General features: G+C 55.3%; 16 protein-coding genes. 9 read left to right on the top strand and 7 right to left on the bottom strand.

Translation table 11 applies throughout. From position 1 onward, the window contains the following. Positions 1 to 42 precede the first annotated feature (42 nt). Positions 43 to 1308 carry a beta-ketoacyl-ACP synthase II gene (fabF, locus tag KF752_18800; GenBank protein ID MBX3423611.1) on the top strand — a complete coding sequence of 422 codons (1266 nt, stop codon included), beginning with the start codon at positions 43 to 45 and terminating at the stop codon, positions 1306 to 1308. A gap of 97 nt (positions 1309 to 1405) precedes the next feature. Here the strand turns inward: fabF and KF752_18795 are convergent, their stop codons facing one another. Then, positions 1406 to 2050: a cyclic nucleotide-binding domain-containing protein gene (locus KF752_18795; protein MBX3423610.1), complete on the bottom strand. Its 645-nt coding sequence runs from the start codon at positions 2048 to 2050 to the stop codon at positions 1406 to 1408. Positions 2051 to 2068: 18 nt separating this feature from the next. Next, positions 2069 to 2842 (bottom strand): SDR family oxidoreductase, encoded by a 774-nt coding sequence (locus KF752_18790; GenBank protein MBX3423609.1) that lies wholly within the window; start codon positions 2840 to 2842, stop codon positions 2069 to 2071. 185 nt (positions 2843 to 3027) lie between these two features. On the opposite strand from KF752_18790, the gene KF752_18785 reads away from it, so the two are divergent. The 4 genes from KF752_18785 (at position 3028) to KF752_18770 (ending at position 6149) form a co-directional block, all read left to right on the top strand. Next, positions 3028 to 3843 carry an aldolase gene (locus KF752_18785; protein ID MBX3423608.1) on the top strand — a complete coding sequence of 272 codons (816 nt, stop codon included), beginning with the start codon at positions 3028 to 3030 and terminating at the stop codon, positions 3841 to 3843. A gap of 32 nt (positions 3844 to 3875) precedes the next feature. Continuing rightward, positions 3876 to 4799, top strand: a complete 924-nt coding sequence (locus KF752_18780; protein MBX3423607.1) for a DUF1559 domain-containing protein — start codon at positions 3876 to 3878, stop codon at positions 4797 to 4799. Positions 4800 to 4862: 63 nt separating this feature from the next. Continuing rightward, entirely contained in the window at positions 4863 to 5600 is a 738-nt protein-coding gene (locus KF752_18775; protein ID MBX3423606.1) for a hypothetical protein, read from the top strand. A 75-nt stretch (positions 5601 to 5675) separates the two neighbouring features. Beyond that, positions 5676 to 6149 carry a hypothetical protein gene (locus tag KF752_18770; GenBank protein ID MBX3423605.1) on the top strand — a complete coding sequence of 158 codons (474 nt, stop codon included), beginning with the start codon at positions 5676 to 5678 and terminating at the stop codon, positions 6147 to 6149. Between the two features lie 64 nt (positions 6150 to 6213). Here KF752_18770 and KF752_18765 read toward each other — a convergent pair whose 3' ends face one another. From KF752_18765 to KF752_18750, 4 genes are all read right to left on the bottom strand, one after another. Further along, the gene (locus KF752_18765; protein MBX3423604.1) at positions 6214 to 7239 is read right to left on the bottom strand and encodes a 3'-5' exoribonuclease; all 1026 of its coding nucleotides are present in this window, start codon (positions 7237 to 7239) and stop codon (positions 6214 to 6216) included. 33 nt (positions 7240 to 7272) lie between these two features. Continuing rightward, positions 7273 to 7530 carry a LapA family protein gene (locus tag KF752_18760; GenBank protein MBX3423603.1) on the bottom strand — a complete coding sequence of 86 codons (258 nt, stop codon included), beginning with the start codon at positions 7528 to 7530 and terminating at the stop codon, positions 7273 to 7275. A gap of 13 nt (positions 7531 to 7543) precedes the next feature. Further along, a complete protein-coding gene (locus KF752_18755; GenBank protein ID MBX3423602.1) occupies positions 7544 to 8095 on the bottom strand; it encodes a DinB family protein in 552 nt (183 codons plus the stop codon). A 257-nt stretch (positions 8096 to 8352) separates the two neighbouring features. Continuing rightward, positions 8353 to 8937 carry a hypothetical protein gene (locus tag KF752_18750; protein MBX3423601.1) on the bottom strand — a complete coding sequence of 195 codons (585 nt, stop codon included), beginning with the start codon at positions 8935 to 8937 and terminating at the stop codon, positions 8353 to 8355. Between the two features lie 837 nt (positions 8938 to 9774). Between KF752_18750 and KF752_18745 the strand changes: the two genes are divergently transcribed. From KF752_18745 to KF752_18730, 4 genes are all read left to right on the top strand, one after another. Continuing rightward, on the top strand, positions 9775 to 11349 hold the full coding sequence (locus KF752_18745) for a sigma-70 family RNA polymerase sigma factor (protein ID MBX3423600.1): 1575 nt from the start codon (positions 9775 to 9777) through the stop codon (positions 11347 to 11349). Between the two features lie 133 nt (positions 11350 to 11482). Next, positions 11483 to 12868: a glycosyltransferase family protein gene (locus KF752_18740; protein MBX3423599.1), complete on the top strand. Its 1386-nt coding sequence runs from the start codon at positions 11483 to 11485 to the stop codon at positions 12866 to 12868. Between the two features lie 114 nt (positions 12869 to 12982). Then, on the top strand, positions 12983 to 13534 hold the full coding sequence (locus tag KF752_18735; GenBank protein ID MBX3423598.1) for a DUF456 domain-containing protein: 552 nt from the start codon (positions 12983 to 12985) through the stop codon (positions 13532 to 13534). 304 nt (positions 13535 to 13838) lie between these two features. Then, positions 13839 to 14906, top strand: a complete 1068-nt coding sequence (locus KF752_18730; GenBank protein ID MBX3423597.1) for a hypothetical protein — start codon at positions 13839 to 13841, stop codon at positions 14904 to 14906. Between the two features lie 65 nt (positions 14907 to 14971). On the opposite strand, the gene KF752_18725 is transcribed toward KF752_18730, so the two are convergent. Then, positions 14972 to 16576: a calcineurin-like phosphoesterase family protein gene (locus KF752_18725; protein ID MBX3423596.1), complete on the bottom strand. Its 1605-nt coding sequence runs from the start codon at positions 16574 to 16576 to the stop codon at positions 14972 to 14974. Positions 16577 to 16677: the final 101 nt, after the last annotated feature.

Raw genomic sequence — 16677 nt, 5'->3', positions numbered from 1 at the left:
ACGTAGGATTGGACATCTTAGAATACGACAACGGCGGAGTGATTGATGAGGCGTGTGGTTGTAACAGGTCTGGGCATGGTTTCGCCGGTCGCCTGTGGCTTCGAGCAGAGTTGGCAGGGCGTGCTGGCAGGCCGGAGTGCGGTAGCACCAATCACTGAATTCGACGTGGAAGATATGCCGGTCAAGATCGCCAGCCACGTACCGCGTGGCGATGGCACCAACGGCACCTTCAACGCCGACCACTGGATGGAGCCCAAAGAACAGCGCAAGGTAGATGACTTTATCATTTACGCCATCGCCGCTGCCCAGCAGGCAATGGATGATGCCGGCTGGCGGCCTGAAACGTACGAACAACAATGTCGATCCGGCACGCTGATTGGCTCTGGCATTGGTGGCCTCAAGGGAATCGCCGAAACGACGTTAACGCTGCACGAGCGTGGCCCGCGGCGCGTGAGCCCCTTTTTCATTCCCGGTCGCCTAATCAACTTGGCATCGGGCCATATTTCGATTCGCTTTGGACTCAAGGGACCAAACCACTCGGTGGTGACCGCGTGTTCGACGGGAGCCCATGCAATTGGCGATGCGGCTCGATTGATTATGCTGGGCGATGCAGATTTGATGGTGGCCGGGGGTACAGAAAGCCCCTTGTGCCGATTGACTGTGGCTGGCTTTGCCGCCTGCCGCAGTCTATCCACCGCCTACAACGAAAAGCCGCAACGCGCATCGCGACCGTTTGACACCGATCGCGATGGATTTGTTCTGGGGGAAGGTGCCGGCGTGGTCGTATTGGAATCACTGGAACACGCGCAAGCCCGCGGCGCGAAAATCTATGCCGAGTTCGTTGGTTACGGCATGTCGGGCGACGCCTATCATATTACTGCGCCCTCCGAAGACGGTGACGGAGCGTATCGCTGCATGAGCGCGGCCTTGCGCAGCGCTGGTCTGCAGCCAAGCGACATCGACTACATCAACGCGCACGGCACATCGACCATGGCCGATATGATCGAACTGACTGCGGTTGAGCGCGTGATGGGTACAGCCGCCTCGCGTATAGCCATGTCGTCTACCAAATCGGTCACGGGTCACTTGTTGGGAGCTGCCGGAGCGGTTGAAGCCATCTTTTGCATCCTGGCCTTGCGCGATCAAATCGTGCCGCCCACGATCAACCTCGACCGCCCGGAACGCGAGACCGCCATTAACCTCGTGCCGCACACCGCTCAGCCTCGCCCGCTGCGCACTGTGCTCTCTAATTCCTTTGGCTTCGGAGGCACCAACGCTTCACTCATCTTCCGCCAGTTCGACTCGTAGTGCATAGGCAGCAATGCAAGCAGCCATTGATTTCAAGCTCAACTACAGCGCTATACAGGAATTGTCATTCGCACCAGGCTGGTCGGATGTGCAAGCTTCATGATTCAAGGCGTTCATTGAGCAGCTTGCGAACGAGATCGTTGCCAATGGCGGATTGCAGAGCGGTACGAAAATCGGCGTCGCGTTTGGTAAGTTCTTGGAGCACCTGCTCGCTTAGTAGCGCGTAGCGTACTGGCGTCGTGGCGATGATTGTCGCAGTGGTTACATTGTTCGTAAGAAAACTCATTTCGCCGAAGAACTGGTAAGCATTCAAGGTCGCAATGGTCTTTCCGGCCACGCTCACATTGGCCTGGCCTTCCACCAACAGCCGCAGACCGTCGTTGTGCACGCCTTCGGGCAGAATCACTGCACCAGCCGAGTCCTGGCACCATAGCCAATGTGAATTCAGCCGACGCACTTGTAAAGCCGTTAATGGTTTGAGCGCGGTTTGATGCAGTCGCCGCTCTTGTTCGGTGAGTTCTATTGGTCGGCGTTCGTGAAGCAACAAACCAACGTGAAACAGATTGATGGCCAGAAAGGCTGACTGCCATAAGACCGGTGCCATTTGCTGCGTTGCCAGATAGTACCCTCCCAGCAACAGCATGGCCACGATCGTCAACAGCCGCAACCACAAGATGTCGCGTACCGAATACGACAGCAAATACAAGACGTTCGCAAAATGCAGCAGCGACAGACTCATCATGGTACGAAATTCCGCCGGTTATGGCTTGGGCGCAGTGGCTCGTAACAGCCAGCGCGTCAACCAGGGCAAGGTTAGAGATGACCAGTAAAACAGTCGCAACATAAACGGATAGACGACTTGGCGGCGGGGCCTCTCAGCCAAGTTGGCAATAATCTTGGCACATTCTGCGGACGACAACGTCCGGATTAGCACCGAAATCTTGGGCATCCGCTGGAGGACTCCCGGATTGTTATCGAAATACTGGCTGTCAATTCTGCCAAACACAACATGGCAACTGTGGACTCCGGTTCCTGCCAAGTCTTGACTGAGCGCTTCGTGTAGACCTCGTAATGCAAAACGCGCTGCCGAATATCCAACCGATGACGGCCAAGGCATATAGCAGGCCGGCGAATTAACGTGTATCAACAGGCCACTGCCCCGCTGTAGCATGTCGCGCATGAAAGCCTGAGAAACATTAAAGGCGGCCAAATATGGTGCTCCAATCATGGTGTGCGCCTCTGCGGGCGAGGTGTCTTCAATGCGTTTCCATTGCCCCAGTCCAGCGCAATTGACAATCACGTCGGGAAGGCCATGTCGCTGGCGCACAAAGTCGGCTAGCGACTGAACGCCCGCTGCGCTGGCCGCATCACAGGCGCAGCAATCGGCTGCCGAACCGATCTGGCTGACCAGTTCGGCCAGCCTGTCCCGGCAGCGCGCTGACAGTACCACCCGATAGCCACGCACGGCCAACTCACGGGCGGTCGCCTCCCCTACGCCACTGGATGCACCTACAATCAAGGCCAGTTTTGACATCAGGTTAACCTTCTAGCTGACAGCGCTGACCGCAGTAGCATGTTCGAAATTAAACCGGCAATTCTAGGGTGGCCCAACCCTTTTGCAATTGCAGGCCGATTTAAGGCGACTTCCCATGTTTTTGCATTGCCCGGTTGTTCGGCTTAAAATGAGACGCTGCAAATGGCCATCCAGGTGGGAATTCGATGAATCCGACTGAACTTCGCGACAAGATTCGCCTGGGCGAAACAGTCCTGGGCACACTGATTATTTCACCTTCACCGCGCTGGCCGCAGGCGGTCAGCGCATGCGGCTTGGACTTTGTGTTCATCGATACCGAACATATTGCCCTGGATCGACATCAATTGAGCTGGATGTGCCAGGCCTACAGTGCGTTGAGCTTGCCGCCATTGGTGCGCATTGCGTCGCCTGATCCCCATGCGGCCAGCATGGTATTAGACGGCGGCGCGGCAGGTGTCATCGCTCCGTATATTGAGCAGGTCGAGCAGGCTCGAACGTTGTCCAATGCGGTTAAATTGCGTCCGATCAAAGGCCATAAACTCGAACGCATGTCGGCGGGGTTGCCTGTCGATCCGATACTGCAAGACTATCTGGACGCTCAAGCTCGGCAGCGCCTACTGGTCTTGAATATCGAGAGCGTTCCCGCTCTGGAATCGCTGGACCAAATCTTACGCGTTGAAGGAATTGACGCTGTTTTGGTCGGGCCTCATGACCTGACGTGTAGCCTGGAGATACCCGAACAGTACGACCATCCACGGTTTCTGGATGCCTGCGAATTTATTTTCAAGAAGGCACGCGCAGCAGGCGTGGGGGCTGGCATCCACTTTTGGGGAAGCGTTCAGCAGCAAGCGCAGATGCTGGCACTGGGCGCGAACCTATTGATTTATAGCTCGGACTTAGGAATTTTTCAGCAGAATCTGCAGCGCGATATCGAACTGCTCTGTCAGACAGCACACTTAAAACGCACCGATACTTCGGGTAAGACCGTTGTCACGATTTAGCCTGTCGCCAACGCTAATCGAGTTTAATTTGTATGGACAGTCAAAAGTCGAATCAAAGCGGTTTCACGCTGGTTGAGCTGTTGGTGGTTATCGCAATTATTGGTGCGTTGATCGCACTGTTGCTCCCTGCGGTCCAAGCTGCCCGTGAGGCAGGGCGGCGCGTGCAATGTTCCAATCACTTGCGGCAAATGGGACTAGCGCTGCACAGCTATCATGACACGTTCGCTAGTTTTCCGTCGGGAATTACTTATCCCAGCCGGGCTTTTTGGAGTGCGCATTTGTTGCCGTATCTCGAACGAAAGCCCTTGTATGACACTCTTGACTTTTCGGCTGGATGGGAGGTTGCTGGAACCCCAAACGCCAATGCCTGCGCGACGTTTTTGTCGATCTACCAGTGCCCCAGCAGCGGATCCCCAGCATCAACGGAAATCCAGGGAATCGCCGGCCGAGTACCTTGCAACTACTTGGCTGTAGCCAGCGGTACCGATACCCTGGACGCAGGTGATCCCGCGCACCACCTTGGAGCCGCTAAACGCAATGGATTGATGTACGTCAGTAGTCGCACCAATTTACGCGATGTTCGGGATGGCTCGTCTCAGACGCTGGCGATTGGCGAAGCCTTGTTCTTACCGGACAAATTTGGCCCCGACGCCACCGGCGCCGAGCAAATTGTCGATCACTGGTACATTGGTAGCGACGGAATCGGCTACTCGACTACACCAGGCTCTGGCTTGATGGAGGCCTCGGAGGCTCTGGGGTCAACCGGCGTGCAAATCAACTGTTACGATTTGCCGGTAACCATCGATCATAAGGAAATTGGTTTTTCCAGTCGCCATTCCGGTGGGGCGCAATTTGTGTTTACCGATGGTCATGTAAAATTCATGAGCGCTAACATATCTGCCGCAACCTACTCCGCCCTGGGAACAATTGCCGCAGGCGAGTTGGTTGCTGAATAGTAACCCACTTGATTGGCGTTTGGCTGCAACCAAATACTACGACCCGCATTTGTATCTCAGGCCATGAATAGCAAACGAAATCTCACTCAGCTATCCACCAGATGGTTGGCCACGCTGGTTGTATCGCTGGTTGCCTACGGTTGGTTGCAGCCGCTGGCCAACCGCAGGTTCGGCTGCAATCTACCGTCACTCAATAGCCTGTTGAGTTTACAGCAGCAAGGCACGTCCAACGAAACATTCGAAGAAACTGTGGGCAAGCCATCTGGTTCTCCGGGCGGTTTGGAGACTGATGCTCAAGTATCCGTACCAACCACCTCTGACCCTAGGTTGCCGCCCGCCCTGCAACTCAACGACCACGGCAAGGCTCTTGGCACGCAGAAATCCGAGCCATCGGCTGGATCTGCACATCTGCTACACGGACTGCTGCAAGAGAAAAGCCGCGACGAATATGTCTCTCCGGCGGGACTGCGTTACACTCGGGGCAGCGAGGAAGGACATCGCCTAAAACACCTCGAAAAGCACCTGGCGGATCAACCGGATCGTCCGGGTCGGCACGGGGTTTTTTACGGAGACTTGCCGCAGGTGTTGCGCTGGCTGGATGAAGCTTACACACGAGCCTGTATGGGTGCCAAGGGAACAAGGTCTCATGAGGAAGCTGGACGTACCGTGTACGAAGTTACCTTTGCGAAGCCGTTGGGTTATATCGGCGGCCGCGATGGCAAGCGCCAGAACAATCCGGATTCCAGACGCTTGAGGTTGGTAGTGGATGGCGATTTTGTTATTACAGCCTTTCCATTTTGAGCGAAGTTGGATCTGAGGTAGTCGCCAAATCTTCTGTTTTTTTGTGGGTCTACAACTTGTGACGAGAGAACGTTGATGTCCGAATCGACTACAGCACCCTGGATTCATATCGGCGAATGCCCGATTTGCGGTGACGGATTGTGCCGAGTGCGTTGTTACCAGAAAGGCAACGAAGCTCGACATCTGTACGCTATGTGCGATGAATGCGAGGCGATTTGGTTACTGCCCAGTACTTCGACAGCGCACTTTTTTCCCGACTCGGAGCACCCACTTTGCCCGATCAGCGGCGAATTTTTGTTTGGCGACAACTCACGTTGGGCGAGCCTGGCGGATCTGCGAGGTTCGCAATGGGAGAACGAGGTCATCATCAATTTACCGGGCGACATCAGCATCGAGACAGTCGGTGGCGAATTTGTCACGGGTGAAGACCAAGCAGGCGCGCTGGATGTTCCGCCAGTTCCTGCGCGAACAGGCGTCGCCTCACCGAGCGCTGAACCGCACTCAAAGGATCTGGCATACGGCCAAGATGAACCCCGGCCAGGATGCTGAGCCCTTTGCTGAATCATCCACTCGCACGCACGATTGGCCGCAGGCATCGGGCGATGCTGTTTAGCTACCATCTATCTGCTGCTGCTCCGGGCACAAGAGCCCGAAACTGACGCTCGCTCAATACTCGAATTCGATCGGGAGGCAATATCGCCGCTGAATCGTGCTTTTGGCCGGAAGGTGTCGCCAGTCTGAGTAAGGCATTTGCCAGGTAGCGCTGAGCCTCCGAGATGGCGGCACCACAAGCCACAACATAATGTGTAGAGCCGTCAATTTGCTGCTGAACCTGGGCACCCAGGTCGGTAACTAACTGAACCGATTGTTGCATATTTAGTCCGCGCAGCGGCCCTAACATGACGATGAACTTGCCCGCTAACGGTTGCTCGTCGCAGGCGCGTCGAATTGAATCTACACACACCCCGCCCAGTGCACGTTGCTGAGGGAAACCCGCACGATCACAACTGGGTTGCAACGCCCGCAGTTGGCTTTGTTTTTTTCGGCTGCGATCCAAGCGGCGTGGCGAGACCAAGCGACCGTGCCGGTAGCATCCGCGGGAGACTCGCAAGCCTGCTTCCAGTTCTGCCAGACCACTCGGAACGCCGCAGGCGTCTTGGATCGCCAGAATAATGGACGCGCAGCAACGAGCATCCTCCAGTGCGTCGTGATGCTTGAACTCGATGCCTAACCATTGGCCGAGGGGCTTGAGGCCATAGCGTTCGCGACCTGGCCAGACTATCTGTGATAGCAGTCGAGTACAGGTGTATTCAAGCTGAGGGCAAGCAATATCGTAAGCAGCCAAGCTGGCGACTAGCACGCCGATGTCAAACCGAGCGTTGTGGGCGACCAAAGTCTGGTCAGCTACCAATGACCAAAACTCGGGCCACACCTGGTCCATAGTTGGGCTGTCGATCACGTCAGCAGGGCGAATACCGTGCACGGAAATGTTGAAAGACGAGAAATAGTTGCCAGCGGGACGAATCAGCCACGAATGCTCGGCAACGATTTGAGAGTCCCGTACGACGACCGCTGCCAACTGACATGCACTGTCCGCATGTCGATTGGCTGTCTCGAAGTCGATTGCTACAAAGTCCATTGCAAGCTCGGCAGGATACGGCTCGTCAGGATTTTAGGTTTGCGTGTCACTGTTGGCATGCTGTTTCTCCCGCGCGGCTTTGGCTCGCCAGGCTCTTACGCGCCACAATGCGCTGGTCAGCAACCCAATGACAAATCCTAAGGCCAGTGCCGAAGCCAGCACAACTGCCTGAGGCAACTCAGCTTGGGCCAGCAGGAATCGAACTTGGATTGGGGTCAAATTCTGAAAACTGACGATCACTGCTAAAAGAATTAACAGTCCCCAAATCAACCATTTGATCGTGCGCAGCATGAGCTTAGGCCTATTAACGCAAAGATTCTAAACCATGGCCTCGGCGGACCAAGCCAATTTGACCGGCGTGGATGCCTTCGTGGATTGGAGCCATCATCAGAGCACCGAGTTTTGTTGGATAAACACAATACGGAATGTCGCATGGCTGGCGCAACGTCGTTACAGTCAATTGCGATGCCTCAAGGATGGCTTGGCGATGGATCGCGCCCAGATGCTCCAGAAGTTGTTCGGGCGTAGGCATATCGGCACTGGAGACGGCCGGTTGCGACCCACGACCAAACTGCTTCCGCAGCCAGCCAGGCATTAACTGCACATCGCCTTCGGCACGACCTCGCTGTCGAAACAACATCAATCCATATTCTGCGACAGCCAAGTGTCCGACTTGCCACGCCATGTGAGTCGAGAGTCCGCTAGGAATCACATACCAAGATTCATGCGGCAGCCTGCTCACCAACTCCATGGTGTAGTCTCTGGCCCACCGAAGTTGCGCTATTGCCTGATCCCGTATGCACAGGATTTCAGGGTCGGTCAGGCTGTGAGGATCGAGAGTGTACAACGATTGCATTGCCAGGAATTGCATTGAGCCGTGGAAATTGATTCAACCCAACCAAACGCGGTGTGGTGTTGGGGGCTGATTATGCAGTCTGGAACGCTATCGGGGAACTATGGCACCAGGAAAATCCGCCCCCAGAACTACGTGCAAACGGTTCGGGAACAGCAACCAACGGCAACCGGCAAAGAAAACTTGCCAAGGCCAGAATTGCCGCATACTGACCAACTGAGCGGCCAATACGGAAAGCCAAGTCGCGCGACAGCGATGGATTAGTTGGTTGGAACGTGACGTTTTGCACTGAGCCACAATCCGGCGATGGCCAAAGACAGCATCGCCGTTACGAGCAAGGAAATTGCCACTTTTCTGAGTGTGGAGGCCGAATAGTCTGCCAATTGCTTGTAATAAGGCGGAATGGGGTGCCGTAGGTAGGTGTTGGAATAGTCGTCCCACAACTTGCTTAGTTCATCGGCCCCAGCATGGTCCAACAGTTCGTATTGAAACGCCAGGTTTGACTCGATCGAGTTGATAACAAAAGTCTTTTCACCCATCTGTACTCGAATGGAAGTATCAACTTGCCACCAGTTCTTCAGGTAATAGCCACCGATAGTCAGGGAGATCAACCAAACCAAAGCCAGGATCGCAAAGACTGGGCCACGCCATCCCCATGGAGATGCGTTTGTTTTTGGCGACAAACTTGCGGCAGAATCGATGCCGTCGACAATGATTTCAGGTAACTGAGCCAACCCCCGAAGCGTGGGGACATGGTTCTGGCGATTGCAACTCTCGCAGGTGACCTGTCGGCCTGCCTGGGCGGAAGTAACGACAATCTTTTTCCCACACTCACAAGTTAACACGCGCTGCATTCTCGAATCGCTTTCATTGATGGCAAGTTTACAAACAATGCACTGCGGACACTGGACCGGACCATTAGCGTAGTTAGAATTAGCTGAATGCGAAACAAGGGCTACTACCTGGTGACTTGCAGTCCCGGACGGTAACTTTTGTGCGCACCCTCCGTTTGGCATGAGGCCTGCGGCGCGGCAATGTGGTCAATTTGTTGATGTCAGTGGAGTAAGCTGACTGACAAATTTGGCGGAACACGGGGAATTGTAGCTCGCCTAGGTAATGTAGTCCGGTCGTCAAGCTGACGCGGGGGTGATATCTCACTGGTGGCGGGTAACTCTGTTTCGCTCGTCTGATTTGGTATCAGACGTTGTTCCACACGGCTCGGGGAATGGACTAGTTGGGTTGTCCGAATGCGTCTGTGCCCACAGTGCAAAGGTACAACTCAAGTGGCACGTGTGCGCCCTTGGCCGCATGCGTGGGCGCTCTCTAGCACCATTAAGGGAAGCATTAGATTTGCTGATGTGCGAGCTGCAGCGGTGATGGTTGAGTCAAGCCAGAAGGCGTACTCACCCCGCTTCCGTACGTTGGAGGAATCGAGGAGACCGGCCCGTTGTCTTTGCAGGTTTTGATCAGTAGATTTTCGTCGGCTGGTGATTAGTATCAAACCTTGCGGAAATGACGGACAAGATTACCTAAACGCAAACTTTTACAATTTGTTGCTTCGACGCGAACAACCGCTTGTCAGGTGGTAGAGTTGGTAGTGCTGGCACGCGGTAGGCAGATTTAAGCATGATTCACTGCGTTCGAAGCGGCTTGGTCATTTTTGACAACTCAGGAGCATCCCCTTGTTTGATGTAATGCTGGACGAATTCGATGAAGATACCCCGCGCGCTGGTGACGATGTCCTTGATACGTTTCAAAAGTTGCCCATCGACGATGACGATCCGGTAGTCGAAGGCTTGCCCGACGACGACGGCTTAGCTGCCGAAGGTGAAGTACAACTCGAAAGCGACGAAGAGCTGCTGGCGGCGGCCGAAGAAGAGGCCGAATCGTGGTCGGATGACCCCGTGCGGATGTATCTGACTCAAATGGGTGAAATTCCGCTGTTGACGCGCGACGAAGAAATTCGGCTCGCCAAGTCAATCGAAGTCGCTCGGCGACGATTCCGTACGAAGTTGCTTGAGTGCGACTACGTAATGCAATTTGCCTACAAGATATTGAAGCGCGTTCACACCGGTGAATTGCCTTTTGATCGCACCGTGCAGGTGTCGGTGACCGATCACCTGGAAAAAGATCAGATTCTGGGCAGGTTGCCTCATAATCTGAAGACTCTGGATGTGCTTATCAAGCGCAACGCTCGCGATTATCGCGTCGCGCTGAGCCGTTCTCAGCCGCGAGAGATTCGCGATCAGGCTTGGGCCGCTCTGGCGCGCCGGCGTCGCAAGGCCGTGCGGTTGGTCGAGGAGCTTGGCTTGCGAACACAGCGTCTGGAGGCCCGGCTTTTAGATCTGGAGAAATTCAGTCGCCGCATCGACGATCTGCGCAGAGAATTCACGCGACTTAGCGGCGATCGCGTCTCCGCTTCGCAACGCTCGGAATTGATCCGCGAATTCCGCGAACTGCTGATGGCGACTCAAGAAACCCCACTCAGCCTCCGTCGCCGCGTGGAAATGGTCAATACGGTATTTCAAGATTACCAACGAGCCAAAAAGCAACTTTCCGAAGGCAACTTACGTTTGGTTGTGTCCATCGCTAAGAAGTATCGCAATCGCGGATTAAGCTTTCTAGATTTGATCCAGGAAGGCAACGCGGGTCTGATGCGGGCGGTAGACAAGTTCGAATACCGACGCGGTTTCAAGTTCTGTACTTACGCTACCTGGTGGATTCGCCAGGCCATCACGCGAGCCGTGGCGGACCAAAGCCGAACCATTCGCATACCCGTGCACATGGTCGAAACAATGTCACGCGTTCGCAATGTATCGCGCCAACTGTTGCAGGAATTGGGACGAGAACCAACATTGGAAGAAACCGCCCGTCGAGCCGAGACGACCGTGGAAGAGGCGCGCCGCGTATTGGCGATGAGCCGCTACCCGATCAGCTTAGATCGACCGGTTGGCAATAGCGAAGATAGCCAGTTCGGTGATCTGCTGCCCGATGGTATGGCCGAAAGTCCAGCCATCGGTGCCGGTCAAGAAATGCTACGCGCCCGTATTCAACATGTACTCAAGTCGCTCAGCTATCGAGAACGCGAAATCATCAAGCTACGGTATGGCTTGGGAGATGGCTACAGCTACACGTTGGAAGAGGTTGGCCACATTTTTAAGGTGACCCGCGAACGCATTCGCCAAATTGAAGCCAAGGCCGTACGCAAGCTGCAACAGCCCAGTCGCAGCCAAGATCTAGTCGGCTTCTTGGATTAATCAGATCAGGCAACTGCCGGAATACTTGCAGTTGCAAATAGTAACGATTGAACTTGTGTGGCACGCTCAACATCATCGATGGGCGTGCCACTTGTCTTTTAGTGTGTCAGCCAGGACTTCTGGGCAACCGCTGATGTCGTCACTGCAATCTGAACTAAGCCGCGGCTGGAAAATTCACCAACAACAGCGGCCGGCTGAAGCCGAACAGATTTACCGACGCGTGATCGCGCTGCAGCCCAACGACGCTAACGCGTGGTGCTACCTGGGTATTGCACTGCACGATCAGCGGCACTATCAGCAGGCCGTTGAGTCCTATCAGCGCGCCCTGCAGCTTCAGTCAAAATTCCCCATTGCACTCAATAATCTGGGCAATAGCCTGCGGTATGTCGGCCAATTTGAAGAAGCCGACCAATGTTTTCAGAAGGCTATTACGCTTCAACCCAATTATTTCAACGCCTATAAAAATCGTGGCACGCTCCATGCTTGGAATGGGAACCTGGATCTGGCGCTCCAATACTATGGCCAAGCACTGGAGCTGAGTCCGCAGGACGCGGAGCTGCATCGCAATTTGGGGGTGATCTACCTGCTGCAAGGGCGGTTCGCTGAGGGATGGACCCAATACCGCTGGCGTTGGCGCGTCGGTGATCTGAACCGCCTACCATCCATCCCCGTTTGGGACGGTACGCACCCCAGCGGCAAAGCGATTCTCTTGACCGCCGAGCAGGGTTTGGGCGACACCTTGCAATTCGTTCGATTTGCAGAGATTCTACGGCAGCGGGGTGCCAAGACGCTGATTCACTGTCAAGCAGCATTGATGGCCCTGCTGCAAAACAATGCCAACCTGGGACCGGTTTATCCCAACAATTTAGCGGTTCCCCAGCCAATGGACGTACAATGCTCGCTGCTGGATGTCGCCGACTTGCTACAGCTCGATTTGCCCACGATACCCGGCATGGCTGGCTACATTCAGCCGACACAGAACCTACGTCAGTACTGGCAGGCTACTCTGCCAAAATCGCCAGGCCAGTTTCGTATCGGTATCGCCTGGCAAGGAAATCCCGATCATCAAGCCGACCTGTATCGCAGCTGTCCACTGAGCGAATTTGAAGCAATTGCACGGATTGATGGCGTCCAGCTCGTTAGCCTGCAGAAGGGATTTGGTAGCCAGCAGCTTGACCAGTGGCGCGGACCTCCAATCATGCGACTGGATGATTCCACAGACACCAGCAGCGGTGCCTTCATGGATACCGCCGCCATTATGCAATCCCTTGACTTGGTCATCACCAGCGACACGGCCATTGCGCATTTGGGTGGGGCGTTAGGTGTACCGACCTGGATTGTACTCAGCTTCGTGCCCGACTGGCGCTGGCTGCTGCAACGCAGCGATTCGCCATGGTATCCTAGTGTACGCCTCTTCCGACAACCATCCGCTGGTGACTGGACGAACGTCTTCGCGGCTGTGGAGCGAGCGCTGGTTGACGTGTTAAAATCCGCGCGCTCACTCAAAGGAAATCCATGAGCCCCAACGTTGTACCAGTTGTGTGTCGCGCTGTCGTGGATGCTTTCAATCAAACCAAGCCGCGTCCGCTAGTCGAAAATTGGCTCAAGCGATATCCAGATTGTTGACGACCCTATGCAGTGGACACTCGATTTGCTTCTGTTAGCTACATTGTCGCTAGCCGCCATCATAGGTTTGGCCATCACGGTCTTGGGAATGCCGGGTAACTGGCTGGTTGTCGCGCTGGGAGCAGGCTGCTTCCTCCTAAGTACTCCCGAGCGAGCCGAGCATGTTGGCCTGTGGCCGCTACTCGCTTTGGTGGCGGTGGCAGGATTGGGGGAATTGCTGGAATTGGCCGCTAGCGCGCTGGGGGCTAGTCGCCTCGGTGCCAGCAAACGAGCGACCATGCTAGCAATTGTCGGGTCGATTGGCGGCGCGATTGTGGGGTTATTTGCCGGTGCTATCATTCCGATTCCCGTCGTCGGCTCGGTTCTCGGATCGCTGTTGCTAGGCGGTGCCGGCGCGGCGGTGGGAGCGGTGAGCGGCGAGCGGTGGGCCGGAAAGAGTTGGGATGAGAGTCTGCATGTTGGTCACGCTGCCTTTTGGGGACGTTTGCTGGGCACCGTCGGCAAAGTCATATGCGGAACCGTGACCTGCGGGATATTCCTAGCCGCCATTTGGAGTTGATAGCCCAACAGGTCAGCTCGCCAACAATGGCGGTAACTCAACGCGTTAGAGGGTGAACGTTCCCGCCAACCTTCCCCGATAAAACTCAAGCTCCTCACTCCGGCCTTACAGTCTAACTTGCCGGACATTTAGTCGGCGGTAGGATTATCACGCTCATGCGATGCTGGAACACAGAAGCCGTGGAAATGCTTCTGATGAACGATTCAGGATGAAAACGGACTGGAGTTGGCAGAAGCTACACTCCTGGTCCGCAGCACGGAAGTGCACGAGCACCACTGGCTTTAATGCGATGCGGGGGTGCTTGATGAACGGTTCAATTTCTTTTCGATGCGCGCTATCAACTCTGTGCTTCGGGAGTCTTCTTGGCGGTAGCACTCTGGCAGCCGGGCAGCGCGAAGCGGTCGTCTTCGACGTCCCGGCCGTGGTAATTGCTCAGCCGGTCAATCCGCAAGTAGTGTCTGCACCAACCATGGGCGGCAGACTGCTGCGACTGAAGATTCCCGTGTCCACCTTCATCTCCCCAGAGTTCGCAGGCGCGGTTAGCGAGTACTGTATTGAACTCGATAGTACCGGGCAAACCATGCGCGTGGTTGACTTCTGGCCCAAGAATGAAACTTACTCTCAGTACGAGGGTACCGTCAAAGTCGAAGCCTCGCGCCACAAAGATGAACAATTCAACTTCAGCTTAGCCGCAGCTTATCCGACGGTCGGGCAGGCCAGCGCTCGGGGCGAATATCGTAATCAATTCGAGGTGCAAGAGAGCTACCAGCGACGACCGCCGATGCAAACGTTGACCAGCAGCGGTACGATTCGACAAGGCTTCGGCGTGATGTACAAATTTCGTCCCGGCCCGGTCGATGTGCTGGAAGGCGCGCGAGAAATCGCTGTGCTAGTTGAAGTTTCGCCCGATTGGCGCGCTGATTTGCTAAAAGTCCACATGACAGCGGCGGGCATCTCTGGAGGAGCTAGCGAGCGCCCGCAATTGCTGGGACGTTCTCAACTGTGGATCACCACCTACCAGGAGGGAGATGCGGAAGCCGCCGCGCAGGCATTGGCCTACGTTCGTCAAGAGCGCAGCCTGCGCGGCTTGGCCGCCTCTCGTCAGCGTGAAATCCAGCAGCGATCCCTACCAACGATCTGGCATAAGGTGGGCGCAGCTCTAGAAATGGTCGATTCACGAATTCCGGCGGACTATCTGGCCAGCGTACTGTTTGGGCCAGCGAGTCCGCAATTTGATAGAGGAACTCAACGACTACCGGTGGACATGCGAGTCGCCATCCTGGACTATTGGGAGGCGCGCAGTCAACTGATGCACCTGTCGCAAGCCAGTGCGCCCAGTGTTAAAAACGCGGTAGCCGCGCTGGACCGTTAGGAAAACACCAACCACAAATTCACTGGCCACAGCGCGCTTGTTCAAGTTCACTGCTGCGACCCGGATTATTCAACTCGCAAAGCGCGGCGAGATATTTGTGTGGAGCCATCGGGCCAAGTGACTTGCACTTCGATGGTGTGAGTACCAGTGGGCAGGCTATCGGCCAGAACTGCGCGCCACAGGTGCGGGGTTTCATGGGGTTTGGGCAAGTCACGCCATTGCCGCATGAGTAACTGGGCATCTCGCTTGAGTTCGGCTTCAAAAGCTGGGTCGGCACGTCGCACCTGTTGCATTTGGACCCAAGCAGCCTGCGGCCCAAGGCGTAACTGACACTTAGTCTTGTCGCACCCGGCAAACACGTTGGCCAATATTTCGGTTCCTGGCACCTTTTCGCCAGCCAGCGATTCAGGGGCATAGATGTTCATTTGGTACTCGGCTGGACGACCTGCAGCGCGAAACTGTAGTGAATAGTTCTGTCCGTCGAACTCCATGACTGAATAGCCATTGGGTCCACCATCACTCATCGTCGCATGTGGAATGCCGCGTTCATCCTTGCGACCACTCCACCAACTGCCACAAACCGTGACATTGACAATGTGATGATGCGGCTTGGTACCTTGCCATCCATCCTCTGGACCGATGTACCGGTGTTCCATGTAATGTGTATGCGCCGACAACGAAACCACAGCCGGTCGCCGCTCGATCAAGCGATACAGATGCTGACGATCCTGGACGTCTATCAGCGGGATGTGCATCATCAGCACTACCAGCTGCTCGGCTGGAATTCCCGCTAAGTCGTTCTTAATGAACGTCAACTGCTGTGGGCCAAGTCCGCCGACATAGTGTGCCGGTCGGCCACCGCTGGCGGCCAACCAGTCTACATCATCGACCACGATGAAGTGCGCCGGCCCGTAGTCAAACGAATAGTACGCTGGTCCGTATACACGCTCGAACGTTTCGTCACTGTGCTCATCGTCGGCGGCATCATAGTTGATGTCGTGATTACCCAACACGTTGTACCAGGGAATTCCCAATAGCGCCACGGCTTCATTATGAGGCTGCATGACATCCAGATCGTCAAACACGATGTCGCCCAAGGTAACTCCGAAGGCAGCTCCGTGATTCTCGTTGGCAATGATCTGTTCGATGATGTCGTGGGCCATATACTCCACTTCTGTCCGGTCACGAGGCTGTGTATCTCCGAACATCAGAACGCGAAATCTATCGGGCTCGCTCTGCCGTCGCAGCGCGAAGTTAATTGAGGCTGGCAATGACCCCGTAGGTGCAACGCCCGGATACTTAAAGTTGGCTGGCGACCCGGCTGGCTTGTGAATGTAATAAAACTGAGGAAGATTCTGCTGGTCGACCGGCGTCATAAAATTACGCGGCTTAATGACAAAAAGAATGTCATCGTCGTCCACGGTTAACTGATAATGCCCCTGGGGATCGGTCAACACAATGTCTCGACCGTTGCTGACGCGAACGCCGGGCAAACCGGGCTCTCCAGCGTCGCGAACACCATTGCCGTTGAGGTCTTCATAGACCCAACCCACAGCGGTCTGTACATCAGCGGCTGGGGACTGATCAGCTTGGCTCTCAGGCGTCACTGCACCGCAGGCGCACACGAACCAGACAAGAACCCAACAGTACAACCGTGCATGATAACGCATACTGGTATCTCCGAAACGAAGAAAAATTCTAGAAACTTACAACAGATCAGGGGCTAGGATACCAACCGCTGGCGTCAGCACAACCACTAAGGTGCGCGGCT

The sequence above is a fragment of the Pirellulaceae bacterium genome, from assembly GCA_019636385.1.
Lineage (GTDB): Bacteria > Planctomycetota > Planctomycetia > Pirellulales > Pirellulaceae > Aureliella.
Note: the sequence above shows the minus strand (reverse complement) of the source record. Positions and strands in the feature narration are given on the sequence as shown.

Bases quoted from the DNA above. Each gene is read 5' to 3' on its own strand.
- KF752_18775 (MBX3423606.1), top strand. From the start codon at position 4,863: ATGAATAGCAAACGAAATCTCACTCAGCTATCCACCAGATGGTTGGCC.
- KF752_18770 (MBX3423605.1), top strand. From the start codon at position 5,676: ATGTCCGAATCGACTACAGCACCCTGGATTCATATCGGCGAATGCCCG.
- KF752_18735 (MBX3423598.1), top strand. From the start codon at position 12,983: ATGCAGTGGACACTCGATTTGCTTCTGTTAGCTACATTGTCGCTAGCC.
- KF752_18785 (MBX3423608.1), top strand. From the start codon at position 3,028: ATGAATCCGACTGAACTTCGCGACAAGATTCGCCTGGGCGAAACAGTC.
- KF752_18790 (MBX3423609.1), bottom strand. From the start codon at position 2,842: ATGTCAAAACTGGCCTTGATTGTAGGTGCATCCAGTGGCGTAGGGGAG.
- KF752_18730 (MBX3423597.1), top strand. From the start codon at position 13,839: ATGAACGGTTCAATTTCTTTTCGATGCGCGCTATCAACTCTGTGCTTC.
- KF752_18765 (MBX3423604.1), bottom strand. From the start codon at position 7,239: ATGGACTTTGTAGCAATCGACTTCGAGACAGCCAATCGACATGCGGAC.
- KF752_18740 (MBX3423599.1), top strand. From the start codon at position 11,483: ATGTCGTCACTGCAATCTGAACTAAGCCGCGGCTGGAAAATTCACCAA.
- KF752_18795 (MBX3423610.1), bottom strand. From the start codon at position 2,050: ATGATGAGTCTGTCGCTGCTGCATTTTGCGAACGTCTTGTATTTGCTG.
- KF752_18725 (MBX3423596.1), bottom strand. From the start codon at position 16,576: ATGCGTTATCATGCACGGTTGTACTGTTGGGTTCTTGTCTGGTTCGTG.
- KF752_18755 (MBX3423602.1), bottom strand. From the start codon at position 8,095: ATGCAATCGTTGTACACTCTCGATCCTCACAGCCTGACCGACCCTGAA.
- KF752_18780 (MBX3423607.1), top strand. From the start codon at position 3,876: ATGGACAGTCAAAAGTCGAATCAAAGCGGTTTCACGCTGGTTGAGCTG.
- KF752_18760 (MBX3423603.1), bottom strand. From the start codon at position 7,530: ATGCTGCGCACGATCAAATGGTTGATTTGGGGACTGTTAATTCTTTTA.